Annotated in this window: 18 protein-coding genes; 14 read left to right on the forward strand and 4 right to left on the reverse strand. The window is 50.5% G+C overall.

Annotation, left to right across the window (positions count from 1 at the left end):
* Window positions 1–134: 134 nt before the first annotated feature.
* Window positions 135–851, forward strand: a complete 717-nt coding sequence (trmB, locus tag MKZ07_RS30925) for a tRNA (guanosine(46)-N7)-methyltransferase TrmB (RefSeq protein ID WP_036696096.1) — start codon at window positions 135–137, stop codon at window positions 849–851.
* Between the two features lie 80 nt (window positions 852–931).
* On the opposite strand, the gene MKZ07_RS30930 is transcribed toward trmB, so the two are convergent.
* Together MKZ07_RS30930 and MKZ07_RS30935 are read right to left on the reverse strand one after the other, a co-directional pair.
* Entirely contained in the window at window positions 932–2,071 is a 1,140-nt protein-coding gene (locus MKZ07_RS30930) for a UDP-N-acetylglucosamine--LPS N-acetylglucosamine transferase (RefSeq protein ID WP_036696097.1), read from the reverse strand.
* Window positions 2,072–2,125: 54 nt separating this feature from the next.
* Window positions 2,126–2,653, reverse strand: a complete 528-nt coding sequence (locus MKZ07_RS30935) for a phosphatase PAP2 family protein (protein WP_036696099.1) — start codon at window positions 2,651–2,653, stop codon at window positions 2,126–2,128.
* Window positions 2,654–3,063: 410 nt separating this feature from the next.
* Here MKZ07_RS30935 and MKZ07_RS30940 point away from each other — a divergent pair, with 410 nt between their 5' ends.
* The 4 genes from MKZ07_RS30940 to rplT all read left to right on the forward strand — a co-directional run bounded on the left by MKZ07_RS30940 (window position 3,064) and on the right by rplT (window position 5,736).
* Window positions 3,064–4,305 (forward strand): glycosyltransferase family 2 protein, encoded by a 1,242-nt coding sequence (locus MKZ07_RS30940; RefSeq protein WP_036696100.1) that lies wholly within the window; start codon window positions 3,064–3,066, stop codon window positions 4,303–4,305.
* Between the two features lie 284 nt (window positions 4,306–4,589).
* Window positions 4,590–5,087: a translation initiation factor IF-3 gene (gene infC, locus MKZ07_RS30945; RefSeq protein ID WP_036696103.1), complete on the forward strand. Its 498-nt coding sequence runs from the start codon at window positions 4,590–4,592 to the stop codon at window positions 5,085–5,087.
* A gap of 57 nt (window positions 5,088–5,144) precedes the next feature.
* Window positions 5,145–5,345: a 50S ribosomal protein L35 gene (gene rpmI / locus MKZ07_RS30950; RefSeq protein ID WP_036696104.1), complete on the forward strand. Its 201-nt coding sequence runs from the start codon at window positions 5,145–5,147 to the stop codon at window positions 5,343–5,345.
* Between the two features lie 31 nt (window positions 5,346–5,376).
* Entirely contained in the window at window positions 5,377–5,736 is a 360-nt protein-coding gene (gene rplT / locus MKZ07_RS30955) for a 50S ribosomal protein L20 (protein WP_036649386.1), read from the forward strand.
* 84 nt (window positions 5,737–5,820) lie between these two features.
* On the opposite strand, the gene MKZ07_RS30960 is transcribed toward rplT, so the two are convergent.
* A complete protein-coding gene (locus MKZ07_RS30960) occupies window positions 5,821–6,363 on the reverse strand; it encodes an acyl-CoA thioesterase (RefSeq protein ID WP_036696107.1) in 543 nt (180 codons plus the stop codon).
* A gap of 308 nt (window positions 6,364–6,671) precedes the next feature.
* Between MKZ07_RS30960 and MKZ07_RS30965 the strand changes: the two genes are divergently transcribed.
* The 5 genes from MKZ07_RS30965 (at window position 6,672) to MKZ07_RS30985 (ending at window position 12,052) form a co-directional block, all read left to right on the forward strand.
* A complete protein-coding gene (locus MKZ07_RS30965; protein ID WP_036696110.1) occupies window positions 6,672–7,754 on the forward strand; it encodes a BMP family lipoprotein in 1,083 nt (360 codons plus the stop codon).
* Between the two features lie 178 nt (window positions 7,755–7,932).
* A complete protein-coding gene (locus tag MKZ07_RS30970; RefSeq protein WP_036696113.1) occupies window positions 7,933–9,471 on the forward strand; it encodes an ABC transporter ATP-binding protein in 1,539 nt (512 codons plus the stop codon).
* Complete coding sequence (locus tag MKZ07_RS30975; protein WP_036696116.1) at window positions 9,464–10,540, forward strand: ABC transporter permease; 1,077 nt, start codon at window positions 9,464–9,466, stop codon at window positions 10,538–10,540. Before MKZ07_RS30970 ends, MKZ07_RS30975 begins: the two co-directional genes overlap by 8 nt.
* Window positions 10,541–11,497: an ABC transporter permease gene (locus tag MKZ07_RS30980; protein WP_036696117.1), complete on the forward strand. Its 957-nt coding sequence runs from the start codon at window positions 10,541–10,543 to the stop codon at window positions 11,495–11,497. It abuts the gene before it with no gap.
* Window positions 11,498–11,683: 186 nt separating this feature from the next.
* On the forward strand, window positions 11,684–12,052 hold the full coding sequence (locus MKZ07_RS30985) for a hypothetical protein (RefSeq protein WP_036696179.1): 369 nt from the start codon (window positions 11,684–11,686) through the stop codon (window positions 12,050–12,052).
* 22 nt (window positions 12,053–12,074) lie between these two features.
* On the opposite strand, the gene MKZ07_RS30990 is transcribed toward MKZ07_RS30985, so the two are convergent.
* The gene (locus tag MKZ07_RS30990; protein ID WP_036696120.1) at window positions 12,075–12,521 is read right to left on the reverse strand and encodes a GNAT family N-acetyltransferase; all 447 of its coding nucleotides are present in this window, start codon (window positions 12,519–12,521) and stop codon (window positions 12,075–12,077) included.
* 623 nt (window positions 12,522–13,144) lie between these two features.
* On the opposite strand from MKZ07_RS30990, the gene ilvB reads away from it, so the two are divergent.
* The 4 genes from ilvB to MKZ07_RS31010 all read left to right on the forward strand — a co-directional run bounded on the left by ilvB (window position 13,145) and on the right by MKZ07_RS31010 (window position 18,209).
* Entirely contained in the window at window positions 13,145–14,896 is a 1,752-nt protein-coding gene (ilvB, locus tag MKZ07_RS30995; protein ID WP_036696122.1) for a biosynthetic-type acetolactate synthase large subunit, read from the forward strand.
* A gap of 5 nt (window positions 14,897–14,901) precedes the next feature.
* Window positions 14,902–15,381, forward strand: coding sequence for an acetolactate synthase small subunit (ilvN, locus tag MKZ07_RS31000; RefSeq protein ID WP_036696181.1), 480 nt, complete (start codon window positions 14,902–14,904; stop codon window positions 15,379–15,381).
* 187 nt (window positions 15,382–15,568) lie between these two features.
* On the forward strand, window positions 15,569–16,561 hold the full coding sequence (ilvC, locus tag MKZ07_RS31005) for a ketol-acid reductoisomerase (RefSeq protein WP_036696125.1): 993 nt from the start codon (window positions 15,569–15,571) through the stop codon (window positions 16,559–16,561).
* A 106-nt stretch (window positions 16,562–16,667) separates the two neighbouring features.
* On the forward strand, window positions 16,668–18,209 hold the full coding sequence (locus MKZ07_RS31010; protein ID WP_036696128.1) for a 2-isopropylmalate synthase: 1,542 nt from the start codon (window positions 16,668–16,670) through the stop codon (window positions 18,207–18,209).
* The last annotated feature ends 357 nt before the right edge of the window (window positions 18,210–18,566 follow it).

Raw genomic sequence — 18,566 nt, forward strand, 5'->3', positions numbered from 1 at the left:
AGCAGGGGCGGGATGGAGGTTCCTTTTCTTTTGTTGAAATCCCTTTACTTTTGCCGGTAAGTTCGGCACAATATTGCAAGTGGCATTTATCCTATTCACAGATAAGGCAATAAGAGATAAGCGGAGGAATACCTATGCGTTTACGCGGAAGAAAAGGAATACGTGAAAGTCTTGAGGAGCAGACCGATCTGGTCATCCTGGAACCACGCAGCCTGAAGGGGCGCTGGTCCGAATTGTTCGGCAATGACCATCCGATTCATGTGGAATTCGGAATGGGCAAGGGGCAGTTTATCAGTCAAATGAGCTTCAAATACCCGGAGATTAATTTCATCGGCGTAGATATGTATGACGAGCTGGTACGGCGCGCAGCCGAGAAGGCCCGGAATGTATGGGAGCCGGCAGGCGAAGAGACACCGCCGAACGTGAGAGTGGCGCTGGCCAATATCGATTACGCAGAGGAAGTGTTTGCTCCGGGGGAGCTGGAACGGATCTATCTCAACTTCAGTGATCCCTGGCCGAAAAGCAAGCATGCCCGCCGCCGTCTGACGCATCCGCGTTTTCTTGATAAATACCGCGGACTGCTCAGTCCGCTCGGCGAAATCCATTTGAAGACGGATTCCCGCAGCCTGTTTGAATTCTCGCTTAATGCCTTTGCGGACTACGGTCTGCAGATGAAGAATATTTCCCTTGACCTGCATGAGGGCGGCGTGATCAACGAAGAGAATGTAATGACCGAATACGAGACCAAGTTCTATGGACGCGGCGTGAACATTCACCGCTGCGAGGCGATTGTCGGAGATGAGGCGCTGAAGCAATATCAGGCCACCCGTCTGGACAAGTACCGGCTCTAGACTGCATTACCGGTTATTACAGCAAAAGGCAGTCCGGTTCGTTCATACCGGACTGCCTTTTGCGTTCTAACTTGAGTTCTCTACTTTCCCTGTTCTGCGCGCGGTTTATCCAGCATATCAATAATGCTTTGGGCGCTTTGCAGCGGGTTGTACCTGGAGATGGCCTCCAGATGAGCCTTGCGCGCCGCACGGACATTCCCATAATCATTCAGCAGCCGCTCCATCCACCGGTCAACTACTTCGAGGGAGCTGATCGGCTCCCCCAAGCCGGCGGCAGTGAAGTACCGGCAGTTCTCTTCTTCCTGGCCCGGCAGGGGAGAGTGGAAGAGCATTGGAATGCCCTTGGCCAAGCCTTCGCTGCAGGTCATGCCGCCCGGCTTGGTCACCAGCAGGTCGGATACCTCCATCAGCTTGTCAATCTCCCGGGTGAAGCCCAGCAGCCGGATGTTAGGGTGCCTGAACCGCGTATCTTGCTTCATCAGCTGCAACAGCTTGTCATTCTGGCCGAGGCAGAACACAATCTGCACCTTGTCCCGCCATCCGGCGAGAGCTGCGTTCACTACTTCGTCGTTCATCATGCCCCATCCACCACCCATGACCATGACCGTCGGAATACGCTGCAGCTTGAACTGCTCTTGAATGTCTTCCCGGCCGTGCTGCTCCCAGAAGTTCGGGTGCACCGGGATGCCGGTTACCCGGATCTTGAAGGCGGCAACGCCGCGGCGGCGCAGCTTCGCCTTGACCTCAGGGGTGGATACCAGATAGCGGTCCACCTGCGGGCTGATCCAGCTGGCATGGGCGTCATAATCCGTAATAACCGTAATCAGCGGGGCCTTCAGCGACGGATGAAGCCGCTTCAGGCGTGAGATAACAGCGCCGGGAATGAAGTGGGTACAGACGATAATGTCCGGCTTCAGCTGCTTTACAATATTTTGGGCATGCGTATAAAACAAGTGGTGCAGGGCAAGTGTGGTAAGACGATTGAATGATTTCTGGTGACGGTACACGTAGCCCATCAGCCGGGGCTGGGAGGTGACCGTCTTGCGGTAGGCCGAGACAATGAGCGGGGCCACCTTGGGATTCAGGAAGCTTCCCAGCTCCAGCACCTTGGTCTGCACCTCCGGAGACAGCTTCCGCAGGCTGCTCGACAGCGCATATGCAGCCTGGGTATGCCCGGCACCGAAGCCCTCCGACAGCAATAATATTCTTTTTTTGCGCAATGTATAGTTCACCTGTTCCCTAGAGGTATTCACTAGCCGGACGCCCCTCAGGCATCATATCCAGAGGGCAAGCGTACCGGCTGCGACTCCAGACCCAATGACCGCTCCAGCCAGGACATCAGACGGATAATGCAGCCCGAGGTAGATCCGGGAGAAGCCGACTGTGCAGGCCAGAGGAAGCAGAACCGCAGTCAGGACAGGGTAGGCTATCATATAAGGAACCGTTGAGGCGAAGATAGCGGTCGTATGGCCTGAAGGAAAAGAATGATCCTTAAGCGGATTACGGAACGTATTGGTGTCCGGCAGGGCCAGATAAGGCCGCAGGCGCGGGTAGAGCTTTTTGGCGATAGCGACGGGCACATGGCTTATCGCCAGCGCGGCCAGCGCTTGCAGTCCTGTAGTTCTCCATGGCTGCGGGCATACTGCCCAGACCAGAAGATTGATACCGATCGCACTTGTTGCACCTCCGAGATGAGTGAGGTAGAAGAGCCAGAAGTTCAGAAACGGATTATGCATCCGTCCGTTAATCCATTGAAACACCCGCTGCTCCAGGAGATGCAGTTTCTTGAATAAAGGTCTCATATCATGTCCCTCCGATAGTCCGGCTAAAAGAGTTCTGGCGCAGCTTAAGCAGCAGATTTCACGGCCTGAAGCTGTCTTTATCATACTTTTTTAAGGTAGCCCGTTCAAGAAAAAGCTCAGGTCCGCTCGAAAAATGTCTCTTTTGACTTGGGAGCCCCAAAGCGACTACAATGATTCAAGCAGGAAGATCGCGTTTATAAGGTAACAGAGAAATAAGGAGCCAGCCAGTACACTGGAATCCATATTCATATCTTGTGTAACGTGACATAACAAAATCGGAATCCTGCCCGAAACTAAGGGGAAATTCCTAAGTCTACAGTAAGGGATGCAACAAAAGGGTCAGATAGAACGTTAACAAGCCAGAGAGAGAAAGAACATCTAGACTTGGAAAAAGGGGGCATCAAAAGATCATGACAGACGCATTATTTGTTTCGCTCCAAGTGATCTTGGCGGCAATTGCAGTTTATCAGTTTGCATTCTCACTGTTTGGACTGCGCAAGAAGAAGAATAAGGTTAAGCATGCGCCGCAGAAGTCATTTGCCGTGCTGGTTGCCGCGCATAACGAAGAAGAAGTGGTCGGCGCCCTGATGGAAAACCTGAAGCAGCTTAATTATCCCCAGGAACTGTACGATGTATTTGTCATCTGTGACAATTGCACGGATAATACAGCTGCGATTGTACGGGAGCACGGCATGAATGCCTGTGTACGTACCAACAGTAACCTGCGCGGTAAAGGCTATGCTATCGAGTGGATGCTGAAGGAACTGTGGGCGCTGCCGCGCCAGTATGACGCTGTTGTCATGTTCGATGCCGACAACCTTGCACATACAGAGTTCCTGACAGAGATGAACAACGATCTGTGTTCAGGCGGACAGGTCATTCAAGGGTACATCGATACGAAGAACCCGGAGGATTCGTGGATCACGGCTGCTTACGGCGTATCCTATTGGTACATCAACCGGCTGTGGCAGCTGTCGCGCCATAATCTGAAGATGGCTAACTTCCTCGGCGGAACAGGCATGTGCTTCGAGACGAACCTGCTGAAGGAAATGGGCTGGGGCGCAACCAGTCTGGTGGAGGATTTGGAGTTCACCATGCGCAGCGCCTCCAAAGGCGTATATCCAAGATTTAATTATGATGCCAAAGTATTCGATGAGAAGCCGCTTACCTTCAAGGCTTCCTCCAGACAGCGTCTGCGCTGGATGCAGGGTCATTTCACCGTGGCCCGCCGTTACTTCTTCCCGCTGCTGTGGCAGGGGATCAAGGAGCGCAGCCTGACGAAGTTCGACCTGGCACTGTACGGAGCGAACGTATACATTGTGTTGCTTACGTTCCTGATGACTGCCGTAATGTTTGTGGATAATGCTGTGTTCGACGGTCCGCATATTGCGAATATTTACGGACATCTGCCACTGTGGCTCGGGTACTTTGCGGTTGGGGCGAACATTCTGACCTTCCTGCTGGCTATGGCGCTGGAGCGGGTGAAGTTCAAGAAGGTCTATCTGTACCTGCTGGTATTCCCGGTCTATCTGCTCTCGTGGTATCCCATTACGTTCTATGCGTTCTTCACGCAGAACAACAAGCAGTGGAGTCATACCAAACATACGCGCGTAGTCCGGCTGGAAGAAGTACAGAGCAAGCAGGTTTCATAATTCGCACTGTAAATTAATAATTTCCGAAAGTGTTGACACCTTCGGTCTGATGATGTATAGTATTCAAGTGTGCAAAACATAGGGATTGCAAGCAGAAGCACCGGCTTCTCACCTGACTGGCTAACAGCCTGCTGGTTTTGATCTCAATGCTTTATGAATGGTTACAATTCATGAACGTTGATCAAACGGGGTGTCGGGGAATTACCGGCATCCCTTTTTTATGGAGAACCGTAATATATTATCTGAAAATTATTCGGAGGTGGAGGATTATCAGTAAGGAACATATGATCAATGATGAAATTCGTGCCAAAGAGGTTCGGCTGGTCGGAGCAGAGGGTGAACAAATCGGGATCAAGCCGATCCGCGAGGCGTTACAAATGGCGATCGATCTTAATCTGGATTTAGTCAACGTAGCACCGCAGGCGAAGCCGCCGGTATGCCGCATCATGGATTACGGCAAGTTCCGTTATGAAACGCAGAAGAAAGAGAAAGAAGCCCGTAAGAACCAGAAGATCGTGGATCTCAAGGAAGTCTGGTTCCGTGCAAACATTGAGGAACATGATTATCAGACCAAGTTCCGCAATGTAATCAAGTTCCTGGGTGAAGGCGATAAAGTGAAGTGCTCCGTCCGTTTCCGCGGCCGTGAGATTACCCACGCTAGTATCGGCCAGAAGATCCTGGAGCGCGTGAAGAGCGAAGTAGAAGAAATTGCTGTTGTAGAGCGCCAGCCTAAGCTGGAAGGCCGCAGCATGATTATGATTCTGGCTCCGAAGCCCCAATAATCATGGAGTCACTTGCATAGCAATCTGGCGCCGCATAATATTCAAGGAGGAAACACCATGCCTAAAATGAAAACACATAGCAGCCTGAAAGGCCGCTTCAAGATCACTGGAACTGGTAAAGTATTGCGTTACAAAGCTCACAAGAACCACTTGCTGTCCCACAAATCGAAACGTGCAAAACGCGTATTGAACGGCAATCCGGTAATGGCCCCTGGGGATGTAAGACGTTTGAAACAAGGACTCGCTAACTTGAAATAGTTAATCACACATTTTTGGGAGGTTTATTAATATGGCAAGAGTTAAAGGCGGATTTGTAGTTCGTCGTAGACATAAAAAAGTATTGAAGCTGGCAAAGGGTTACTTCGGTTCCAAGCACCGCATTTTCAAAACAGCTAAAGAGCAAGTAATGAAATCGATGGTTTACGCATACCGTGACCGTCGTCAGACTAAACGTAACTTCCGCAGACTGTGGATCGTTCGTATTAATGCTGCAGCCCGTTTGAACGGTCTGTCTTACAGCAAGCTTGTATACGGCCTGAAATTGGCTGGTGTAGAAGTGAACCGTAAGATGCTGGCTGATCTGGCAGTGAACGATCTGAACGCCTTCAACTCCCTGGCTGTAGTTGCCAAAGAGAAGATCAACGCGTAAGACGATATAAATCGAAAAGCACCGCCTGCGGGTTCTCCCGTGTGACGGTGCTTTTTTGCGCGGTGGGAACCGCAGGATGGACAGCTATTCCCAGTATTTCGTAGTGCTGAGCAGCGAAGCGAGCTTCTTGCTGCTGGAGCGTCTCAGCTTGCGCAAGGCGGACCGCTCGTCCGCAGACTGGCAGATCAACTTCTCTTCGTCGGTCTGGGCCACGATGGCCGGAACAGGGGCTGTAGTGCCGTCTTCATTCATGGCTACGAAGGTCAAGAAGGAAGTAGCGGCAACGGCGCGTTCGCCTGTATAGAGATTCTCAGAGATAATCTTGACGAATACCTCGATGCTGGTGCGGCCCGTCCAGGAGACAAAGGATTCGAAGCAGACGGAGTCCGTCGGCCGGATCGGCAGGAGGAAGTCTACAGAGTCAGCGGAGGCTGTTACCACGTTGACCCGGCAGTGGCGCATAGCCGAGATGGAGGCCACTTCATCAATGGTGCTCATCAGCTTGCCGCCGAACAGTGTCTTGTGATTGTTCACATCATTGGGGAAGACACGGCCGGTTTTGAATACGCGGGATTCGTGACAGTATTTGAAGTCGGGTGCAGCTTGTGGTGTGTGTTCTTGTTCCATTTTCAGTAACTCCCTTTGCGTACAAGATGTAATCATACATGATAATAGAAAAGCCTTCCCTGTGCAATAATAATGTTAATGCACTTGGAGCCATAAGCTACATTTTTAGGTTTTCTAACACATAACAGACATAAAAGTGACATATCGTGTCAAGGTAAGCGATTTCTTGTTGAAAAATGCAAATTATTATTGACCTGAGGTCATTAATAGACTGGATTTTAGCTTTTTTTGCAGGTATAATTTGTACTAATGGTATGTCCAAAGCAGAACACAGAAGACATCCAATTTACTAAGGGGGATCACTTTCGATGAAGAAGTTTTACCAACTATCTTTGGTTATGGTTATGGCCTTCACTGTCATTCTGGCAGGATGCGGTAACAATAACAGCGCTAACTCCGGCTCCAATGCTGGAACATCAACTAATGCACCAACAGACGCAGCTGCAACAGAAGCACCGGCACCAACCGAGGCTCCTAAGGCTGTCAAGCTGGGCCTTGTAACTGACGTAGGCGGAGTTAACGATAAGTCCTTTAACCAGTCTTCTTGGGAAGCACTGCAGGCTATGGAGAAGGAATTTGGCGCTGAGATCAAATACCTGCAGAGTAAATCCAATGCAGATTATGAGCCTAACCTTAACCAGTTCGTTAAAGGCGGCTATGACCTGACTTGGGGAATCGGCTTCGACCTTGGCGATGCAGTGCTGAAGGTTGCCAAAGAGAACCCGAATGCTAACCTTGCGATCATCGACAGTGTAGTAGATGCCCCTAACGTTGAATCTGTAACCTTTGCCGAGAACGAAGGCTCCTTCCTGGTAGGTGTAGTTGCAGGTCTGACAACCAAAACCAACAAAGTAGGCTTCATCGGCGGTATGGAAAGCCCGGTTATCAAACGTTTCGAAGTGGGCTTCAAAGCCGGCGTAGAAGCGGTTAACCCTAATGCAACTGTGAAAATCACTTATGCAGGTGCGTATGACAAGCCTGATACTGGTAAATCCTTGGCAGCTACCCTGTATAATGATGGCAATGACATCATCTTCCCTGCTGCAGGCGCAACAGGCAACGGCGTATTTAACGAAGCGAAGTCCCGCAACAAAGCCGGCGGTTCCAAAGTATGGGTTATCGGCGTTGACAAAGACCAATCCCTGGAATTCGGTGATGATGTAACGCTGACTTCCATGATCAAACGTGTTGACGAAGCGGTTAAGAAGGTTTCCCAGCAGGTTGTTGATGGTACTTTCAAAGGCGGTACTACAACTGTTCTTAGTCTGAAAGACAACGGTGTAGGCCTTCCTGAAACATCCAAAGCTAACGTTAGCGCAGATATTCTGGCTAAGGTTGACGAATACAGCAAGCAAATAATTGATGGAACAATCGTTGTTCCTGCCGAGTAATTCATTGCTTCAGCTTTACCCGATTTAACATAACGACGAAGCAGGGCCGGTTCAAGTACTGGCCTTGTTCTCTGTCAGCATCTGTTATAGACAATCACAACTGTACCGTCCTTGTGTGGGGCGGTACAGCCGTGTCTTGAAGGCAATATTATATCTATTCTGTGATGAGGGTGATTCCATGAGTGCTGCGGCTCCTGTCGTAGAGTTGAAGCAAATCACAAAACGCTTTCCCGGTATCGTTGCGAACGACTCTATTAGTCTGACGCTGGAAAAAGGGGAGATCCATGCGCTGCTTGGTGAGAACGGGGCAGGCAAATCAACCTTAATGAATATCGTATTCGGACTGTACCAGCCCGATGAAGGCAGCATCGAAATCGACGGGAAACCGGTTATTATTGATAACCCCAATAAAGCTATTGAGCTTGGCATTGGTATGGTTCACCAGCATTTCAAGCTTGTTGATCCTTTTACGGTCACCGAGAACATTGTTTTGGGTATGGAACCGAAGAAAGGTCTTAAAATTGACTATAAATCCGCTGCGGAGCAGGTTCGTAAGCTATCTGAGCAGTACGGGCTCCAAGTCAATCCAAATGCCAAAATTCATGACATTTCGGTAGGCATGCAGCAACGGGTAGAAATTATGAAAACCCTGTACCGCGGAGCGGATATACTTATATTCGACGAGCCTACCGCTGTACTTACGCCGCAGGAAATTACGGAACTGATGGCGATTATGAAGCGGCTCGTTGCTGAAGGTAAATCCATTATCCTGATCACGCATAAGCTGAAGGAAATTATGCAGATCTCCGACCGTGTCACCATTATCCGGCGCGGCAAGGTAATTGATACTGTGAAGACCTCCGAGACCAATCCTAATGAGCTGGCTGAGAAGATGGTCGGACGCGGGGTTACGTTCAAAGTGGACAAGCAGACACCTCACATTGGCGAGAGCATCCTGAAGCTGTCTAATGTGAGCAGCAAGAGCAAGGATGGCGTGCCTGTGCTGAATGGCCTGAGCTTCGAAGTGAAGGCAGGGGAGATACTCGGAATCGCCGGAGTGGACGGTAACGGCCAGAGTGAGCTGATTCAGGCCATTACCGGGCTGCGCAAGATTGACTCGGGTTCGATCCAGGTCTCCGGCAAGGAGATTGCTAATCTGTCACCGCGTAAGGTATCTGAAATGAATGTCTCCCATATTCCGGAGGACCGTCACAAGCATGGTCTGGTGCTCGACTTCACTGTGAGTGAGAACATGGTTCTGGAGACGTATTATAAGAGTCCATATAACCAGAACGGATTCTTGAACACAGATGTGATTAACAAGCATGCTGAAGACCTGGTAAGGCAGTTCGATGTGCGTACACCGTCCATAGAGAACAAAGCCCGCTCCTTATCCGGCGGTAATCAACAAAAAGCGATTATTGCGCGGGAAATAGACAAGAATCCGACTCTTCTGATTGCCGCACAGCCAACACGCGGTCTGGATGTCGGGGCGATTGAATTTGTACAAAAGCAGCTTATTGCCCAGCGGGACCAAGGCAAGGCTGTGTTGCTTATTTCTTTTGAATTGGATGAAATCATGAATGTGTCTGACCGGATTGCCGTTATTTATGAAGGCCAGATTGTCGGAGAAGTATTCCCGCAGGATACGAATGACCAGGAACTGGGTCTGATGATGGCGGGCAGTTTGAAGCGGGGAGGTCATGCGGATGTCTAGACTCCGGAAAATATTCGCAACAGACGTCTATATCGTTCCGCTTGTAGCGATTCTAATGGGCTTCCTGGTGGGTGCTATTGTCATGCTGTTTGGCGGTTACGATCCTATCGCAGCCTACTCTGCGCTGTTCAAGCGTGTGTTCGGCAGCCCGTACGATTTCGGTGAGGCGATCCGCGAGATGACTCCGCTGATGCTTACGGGTCTGGCCGTAGCCTTTGCCTTCCGTTCAGGGATGTTTAACATCGGTGCGGACGGACAGGTCATGATCGGGATGACGGCTGCATCTGTTGTCGGCATTAAGCTTGGCGGGGTATTACCGAGCTTCCTGTTAGTCCCGCTTGCGGTCATAGCGGCTGCTGTATGCGGCGGGCTATGGGCCGGTATTGCCGGATATCTGAAGGCCAAGCGCGGAATTAATGAAGTTATTACAACGATCATGTTGAACTGGATTGCGCTCTTCCTGTCGAATTATATTGTCCGGACCTTCCTGCTTCTCCAAGGGCAGAACCGGTCGGAGGATAATCCGGCTTCTCTCTCCATGACCTTCCTCTTCTCCACCTTTGATAATGCCCGCTTGCACTGGGGAACTGTGATTGCCCTGGCGGCAGCCACCTTCTTCTATGTCTATCTGTGGAAGACCAAGCAGGGTTACGAAATGCGTGCAGTAGGCTTAAATCCGCATGCTGCCGAATATGCGGGAATGAATGTCGGACGCAATGTGGTGAAGGCCATGTTCATCAGCGGCGTGTTCGCAGGCCTCGCAGGCGCCGGTGAAGTGCTGGGCGTATTCCATTATCAATCGGTATTCGCAGCTTCACCTGGTTATGGATTCGACGGTATCGCTGTTGCCTTGCTCGGACTGACCCATCCGCTGGGTGTCATTCTTGCTGCCATTCTATACGGCACGCTGACGTACGGCTCGGCAGGGATGAGCTTTGGTGCGGATGTGCCGCCGGAGCTGATCCGTATTGTAATCGGTTCGATTATATTCTTCATTGCTGCGCAAGGCATTGTACGCTGGGTGCTCAAACCGTTTTACTTCAAGCGCAAGAAAGAGAAGGTGTTATAGATGGACTTCGTAGTCTTAGGCCAACTGCTCAATACGACGCTTGTTTTTTCCACAGCGCTAATATTTGCCTCCCTCGGTGGCATCTTCTCTGAACGATCCGGTGTCGTGAACATCGGACTTGAAGGCTTAATGATGTTTGGTGCCTTTGCAGCTGCCGTAGGCGGTTATTATGCTCAAGATGCAGGTATGGGCGAATGGGCTCCTTGGGTTGGTGTGCTTTGTGCCATGGCTGTAGGCATAATCGGTTCACTGATCCATGCTGTGGCTGCGATTACCTTCAAGGCGGATCAGACGATAAGTGGTACGGTTATTAACTTCCTGGCTGCAGGCAGCACGCTCTACATGGTTAAGCTGTTCTTCGAAGGATCAGGCGAAACTCCACTGATCGACGGCTTCAGCAAAGTGGCTATTCCTGGCCTCTCCAAGATTCCGGTCATCGGAGAGGGGATATTTAACTCCTATCCAACCACTTATCTGGCGATTATCTTAGTCATTGTCATTTATTTCATCCTGTTCAAAACTCCGTTTGGGCTTCGTCTGCGCGCAGTCGGAGAACATCCGAGTGCGGCTGACACCCTGGGGGTCAACGTTAACAAGATGAGATATATCGGTGTCATGCTGAGCGGACTTCTGGCGGGTATCGGCGGAGCTACCATTACGTTGACCACTACCGGTACGTTTGCCCACAATACGATCTCGGGCCAAGGCTTCATTGCCATTGCGGCGATGATCTTCGGAAAGTGGAACCCGCTTGGTGCATTCGGGGCAGCTGTATTCTTCGGCTTCTCTCAGGCGATCCGCAACTATGTACAATTGTTTGAATGGTCCAAGAGCATTCCGCAGGAGTTCATCTTCATGATTCCTTATGTGCTAACCATTATTGTTCTGGTGAGTGCAGTAGGCCGCTCCTCGGCACCTAAGGCGCTTGGTGAGCCTTACGACCCGAGCAAACGCTAGGGTGATCAGCAATACCATTTCTAGTGCATTACAGACAGAGCGCATTTCCGGATTCCGGGAATGCGCTCTTTTTGCAAATATGCAGGCTGCTGCTGCGGATACTTCCAGTCCGGAGGCGGGCGGATGTACAGGCAATTACCGGGTGAGGCGAATAGACTGTTAAGAAACAAATATAGGAGGGATATTATGGCACACCCGGTAACGAAACAACAGGTGATCAAACTGATAGGTAAACATATCGTGGCGGTAAAAAAAGACGGGTCCAGAGTGACGGGCAAACTGGTCCGCATCTCAGGCAACCGGTTAATCCTGCAGCGCATCAGTGGTAAAAAAGTACAAACCAAGGCACTGATTCCGCTCGTGTTGTTTGATTTGCTGGCCATCGGTACGGCCCCTTACGCTTACGGCGGGGGTTATGGCGGAGGCTACGGTGGTAACCCGTATGGGGGCGGTTACGGTTATGGCCATGGACCTGGCCCTGGCCCTGTTCCTGGTCCATATGGCGGCTACGGTCCAGGTCCTGGTTATGGCATTCCGCCGATTGGATTTTTTTAAGCCATAGAGCTTGCCTGCTCCATCAGCGGAACTGCTTTTCAAGCTCATAACAGTAATTTTGCGGTTGATAACGGGCTACGCTGTAGCCCAGTTTTTCATAAAAAGCCAAACCGGCGGTATTTCCGGTATCTACAGAGACCTTCGCTCTATGGCATGCACGGGATAGTGCAAACCGCTCCGCTCTATCCATAAGCATATTACCGTAGCGCTTACGCCTTGCTCCCGGGGCAATAGCGAGCATATCAATGTATAACAGATCGCCATGCAGCAGAAAATGCACGAACCCCAGCGGATCGCTGTCGTAGTCGGGACAAGCAACAAGTGTGACTCCCTGTCCCAGGCGGCGCGGCAGATCCTTCCTGACCTGATTAATGATCGTCTGCGGAAGATGAGATAACGGGACAAGCTGCTTTTCAATCAAGTCATAAATAATCGTGTCATCCTGCCTGGGTCTGCGGTAACGAATCATAAATACTGCCCCCTTTCCACGCATTGTTGTACATCATATGCCCCGGGCGGTGTGGGCGTTCCGGCAAGAATAGAACAGGATTTTATGAAGAATTTAATGTATAACCTGCGAAGGGGTATTGACTAACCGTGTGAGGAATCATATAATGTGTCTAAACATTTAACGAGCATACATGTATCGGCGATGATGAGGACGAAGTTTTAAGGGCTCTTTTGTTCAGAGAGTGAGAGGAATTGCTGCAACCTCCACCAGAATCCCTTATATACGAGCTCACCTCGGAGCTGTTTTCCTGAAAGGTCCATCAGCAAGAGCGGTGGAATTATTAGGGGGAATCGTTTGGTCCGCGTTAGGGACTTCAGGTTACGAAGATTTGGGCCCTGCCTACATCGATGGATTTTTGTATCCTGATAAGGCATTTCATCGCGAGATGTAATGCAAACATGGGTGGTACCACGGAAGCTAAACCTTTCGTCCCTCACGCGCTTCTTCTGCGCGTGGGAGGCGAAAGGTTTTTTTGTTGAATAGGGAGAAAATACGGCCTGTTCGCTAATATTAAAGGTTGTTGATAAGGGCGTCCTGTCACTCTAAATAATGCATGTGAATGATCGAAGGGAGGAATACTGATGAGCGCGCAATTACCGGAAGAAGTGCGGTCGATAGAACAGTTACGTGAGAAATGGAAAAATCCAGAGGTGGTTTCGGGTTCCGAAGTCCTCCTGCGCAGTCTTGTACTGGAAGGTGTAGATACTGTATTCGGATACCCCGGCGGGGCTGTACTCTATATCTATGATGCGCTTTATGGATTCGATGATTTCAACCATATTCTGACCCGCCATGAGCAGGGAGCGATCCATGCGGCTGACGGGTATGCCAGAGCAAGCGGTAAGGTTGGCGTATGTATTGCCACTTCAGGTCCGGGAGCAACCAATCTGGTGACTGGAATAGCTACAGCGTTTATGGACTCCGTGCCGCTGGTAGTGATCACCGGTAACGTATTTTCCAGCCTGATCGGTACAGATGCTTTCCAGGAAGCGGATATTACCGGGATTACGATGCCGATTACGAAGCACAGCTATCTGGTACGGGATGTTGAGGACCTGCCGCGGATTATTCATGAAGCCTTCCATATTGCCAATACAGGACGTAAAGGTCCGGTACTGATCGATATTCCAAAGGATGTATCGGCGGCGATGACATTGTTCACTCCGGCAGAACAGCAGGGGGTTAACCTTCGCGGCTACAATCCGCGCACGGTTCCCAATAAGCTGCAGCTGGATAAGCTGGTGAAGGCTATCGATGCAGCGGAGCGTCCGATTATTATTGCAGGCGGCGGAGTCATCTACTCTGGAGCGCATGAGTCTATGTATGAATTCGTGAAACGCACGGAGATTCCAATTACAACTACATTGCTGGGCTTGGGGTGTTACCCGAGCGGCGAAGAGTTATGGATGGGAATGCCGGGGATGCACGGCACGTACACAGCCAATAATGCCATTCAGCAATGCGATCTGCTGATTAACATCGGTGCCCGGTTCGATGACCGCGTAACCGGCAAGCTGGACGGCTTCGCTCCCAAAGCGAAGATCGTGCATATTGATATTGATCCTGCCGAGATCGGCAAGAATGTTGCAACTGATATCCCCATTGTCGGCGATGTGAAGACTGTTCTGGAAATGCTGATCCCGGATGTGAAGCGCGCCTCGAAGGCCGATGCCTGGAGAACACAGATTGCCCAGTGGAAGCTGGACCAGCCGTATCGCTACAAGGATTCGGAGACAGAGCTGAAGCCGCAATGGGTTATCCAGATGATTAATGACACCACTAATGGTGAAGCGATTGTGACTACAGACGTAGGCCAGCATCAGATGTGGGCTGCCCAATATTACAAGTTCAACCATCCGCGTTCATGGATTACTTCGGGGGGCCTTGGAACTATGGGCTTCGGTTTCCCGTCGGCGATTGGGGCGCAAATGGCCCATCCGCAGCGGCTCGTAGTCTCCATTAATGGTGACGGCGGAATGCAGATGTGTTCCCAGGAGCTTGCCATCTGTGCGATCAATAAGATTCCGGTCAAAATTGTTGTCATCAACAATCAGGTGCTCGGAATGGTCCGCCAGTGGCAGAACCTGATCTATGAGAAGCGTTACAGCTATACTGATCTCGCGGGAAGTCCGGATTTTGTAAAGCTGGCTGAAGCTTACGGCGTGAAGGGACTGCGGGCAACCAACAAGGAAGAAGCCAGCGCGGCCTGGAAAGAAGCCATGGAAACACCTGGACCCGTCCTGGTAGAATTCGTTGTTCCAAAGGATGAGAATGTCTACCCGATGGTAACTCAAGGCTCTACCATTGATCAAATGCTGATGGGGGATGAATAACAGTGATGAGACATACGATTGCTGTGCTCGTAAATGACCAGCCTGGTGTGTTGCAGCGGGTATCCGGATTATTCGGCCGCCGCGGCTTCAATATTGAGAGTATTACGGTTGGACAATCCGAAGAGGTCGGATTGTCCCGGATGGTAATTGTAACACTGGGCGACCAGCATACCCTGGAGCAGATTGAGAAGCAGTTGTACAAGCTGATCGATGTAATCAAGGTAGTTGATCTGGGCGCAAAACCAATGGTAGCCCGGGAGCTGGCACTAATTAAGGTGAAGGCAGAGCCGTCAGAACGGCCGGAGATTATGGGCGTAGTCGAAACCTTCCGTGCTTCTGTAGTAGATATTGGCTCAACCAGCCTGCTAGTACAGGTAGTTGGAGATACCACCAAGATTGATGCAATGATCGAGCTGCTGAAGCCTTATGGTATAAAGGAGCTGTCCCGGACTGGAGTAACGGCGATGATTCGCGGGAATGCCTAATCGTCACATTTTACAGCTTTAACGAATTACTGCTTGCGTGCATTAATTTATTAAGATTAGCTTAGACTTGCCCGCGAAAGAGCGGGGGCTTGAGGAACGCGTCATTATATAGTAAGACTAATATGCAACGTGTTTTTGAAGCACCCGCTCTTTACGATGGGTCCCAAATTAAAGGAGGATTTTGACAATGGCAGTTACAACGTACTATGAACAGGATGCAGAGCTTAGCGTATTGAAAGGAAAGACAATTGCGGTAATCGGGTACGGTAGCCAAGGACATGCCCAGGCACAGAACCTGCGTGACAGTGGTCTTCAGGTGGTTATCGGTCTGCGTGAAGGTAAATCATTTGATACTGCCAAGAATGACGGCTTTGAAGTATTGTCTGTAGCAGAAGCGGTATCCCGTGCAGATGTGGTACAAATCCTTATGCCGGACGAAACACAGGCATCTGTATATAAGAACGATATCGAACCGAACCTTAAGAATGGTGCGGCTCTGATGTTCTCCCACGGCTTCAATGTACATTTCGGACAAATCGTAGCTCCTAAGGATGCCGATGTGCTGCTGGTAGCTCCTAAATCCCCGGGACACATGGTACGCCGTACTTATGTTGAAGGCTTCGGCGTTCCCGGCCTGATCGCTATTGAACAGGATGCAACCGGCAATGCCAAGGCTATCGGTCTGGCGTATGCCAAAGGCATCGGCTGTACTCGTGCGGGAGTTATCGAAACCTCCTTCCGTGAAGAGACTGAAACGGATCTGTTCGGTGAACAGGCTGTCCTCTGCGGCGGTGTGTCCGAACTGATCAAGGCTGGCTTCGAGACATTGACTGAAGCCGGATATGCTCCTGAGATGGCTTACTTCGAGTGCTTGCATGAGCTGAAGCTGATCGTTGACATGGTATATGAAGGCGGATTGTCCAGCATGCGCGATTCCATCAGTAACACTGCGGAATACGGTGACTATGTAACTGGACCACGCATCATTACTGCTGAGACTAAGAAAGCTATGAAAGAAGTACTGTCTGATATTCAGCAAGGTAAATTCGCCCGCGACTTTATCCTTGAGAACCAATCCGGTCGTGCCTTCCTGACCGCTACCCGCCGCAACGAAGCTGCTCATCCGGTAGAAGTAGTCGGCAGCCAGCTGCGTGAAATGATGCACTGGATTAAGAAATAGGTCGTATACTTACAATTGCAATGAACCATAGGTAACCCTCAGATGCGGCCGTAATTTTGCGGGCCGCATTTGAGGGTTTATGGACAATCTTCAGGAGGTGCTCAGCATGCGGAAAATTTATGTGTTCGACACGACGCTGCGTGACGGGGAGCAGTCGCCGGGTGTGAACCTCAATACGCGTGAGAAGGTAGAAATCGCTTATCAGCTGGAAAAGCTGGGAATTGACCGGATGGAGGCAGGCTTCCCTGCCGCTTCGCCGGGAGATCTGGCTGCGGTGAACGCAGTGGCCAGAGCGGTTAAGAATGTCACTGTAATCGGTCTGTCCCGTTCCAGAGAGAGCGATATTGATGCGGTCAAGGAAGCGCTGCAGGGGGCACAGGACCCTTGTATTCATATTTTCCTGGCAACCTCGCCGATACACCGTCAGCATAAGCTGCGCATGGAGAAGTCACAGGTGCTGGAAACGGCACAATCGGCGATCCGCTATGCCAAGAAGTATTTTCCCAAGCTGGAATTCTCCCTGGAGGACGCCGGCCGTACCGAACGTGATTTCATGGCCGAAATGGTGGCGATGGCGATCCGCGAGGGTGCGAATGTGGTGAATATTCCAGATACGGTCGGTTACCTGAATCCTGCGGAATACGGAGACATCTTCAAATTCCTGAAGGATACGGTGCCTGATATCGAGCGGGTACAGCTTAGCGCCCATTGTCATAATGATCTGGGGATGGCTACTGCCAATACCCTCGCTGCCATTCAGAATGGTGCAGACCAGATTGAGGGTACGATTAACGGGATCGGGGAACGTGCCGGCAATACAGCGATTGAAGAGGTCGCTCTGGCGCTTGAGACCCGCAGTGAGTATTTCGGTGCTAAGACCTCTCTGGTCCTGTCTGAAATCTCCCGTACCAGCCGTCTCGTCAGCAAGCTGACAGGGATGGTTGTGCCGGGCAACAAGGCGATTGTCGGCGCCAATGCCTTCGCCCATGAATCCGGGATTCATCAGGATGGCATGCTGAAGGAGAAGACGACTTACGAGATTATGACACCGGAAACGATCGGTCTCAAAGAAAGCAAGCTGGTGCTCGGCAAGCATTCGGGCCGTCACGCTTTCCGCGATAAGCTGAGTGATCTGGGCTATGACATCTCTGAGGAAGAGGTCAATGCCGCTTTTGCCAAGTTCAAGGATCTCGCCGATAAGAAAAAAGAAGTCTCGGACGAGGATATCCTTGCGCTTCTGGAAGAGAAGCTGATCGATACGCCGGAGACCTTCAGCTTGCAGACGATCTATGTTACGTATGGCAATGAGGCTACTCCAACCGCTAAGGTAATCATTCACGGCCAGGACCCGCAGCCGATTGTGGCGGTTGCCGAAGGCAACGGCTCGGTAGACGCAATCTACAATGCCATTGACCAGGCTACAGGGGAAGAAGTCACACTTGGCGATTACTCGATTAAAGCCGTCAGCAGAGGTAAAGATGCTCAGGGTGAGGTACATGTGGTGCTCTCGCAAGGCGAGGTTGCTGCGCAGGGCCGCGGACTTAGCACCGATATTCTTGAAGCGAGTGCCAGAGCCTACCTGGATGCACTGAACAAGCTGATTGAGAAGCGCAAGACCTACACCAAGCGTGAGCATGCCAATCTCTAATTCAATTATTTAAAAGAAGCTTCCCCGGACCAGTACGATTGGTCCGGGGAGGCTTCTTTTTTTGTTCAAAAATCTGTAGAAATTTTTTTGCGCTGAGAATTTTGGTTTTGAATCCAGCTGAAGAGGATTTGAAACAAGTTTTTGAATGAAAAGAATGAACAAGATGAGTCGGAAAGATGAAAAAAAGTTCATAACCCAGTGTGGATTCCTCATATCCTGCGTTTGAAACGCTCTTTTTGTCATAAAAAATATTTTATTTTTAAGTTATCTATGATTTATCTCATAATCTGTTCAGAAATTGTTCAGAGGCGGGAAGTAAAGTTACGAAAGTACAGTACAAGCGAAATTGAAGGCCCA

It is taken from the genome of Paenibacillus sp. FSL P4-0338, from assembly GCF_038002365.1.
Classification (GTDB): Bacteria; Bacillota; Bacilli; order Paenibacillales; family Paenibacillaceae; genus Paenibacillus_AQ.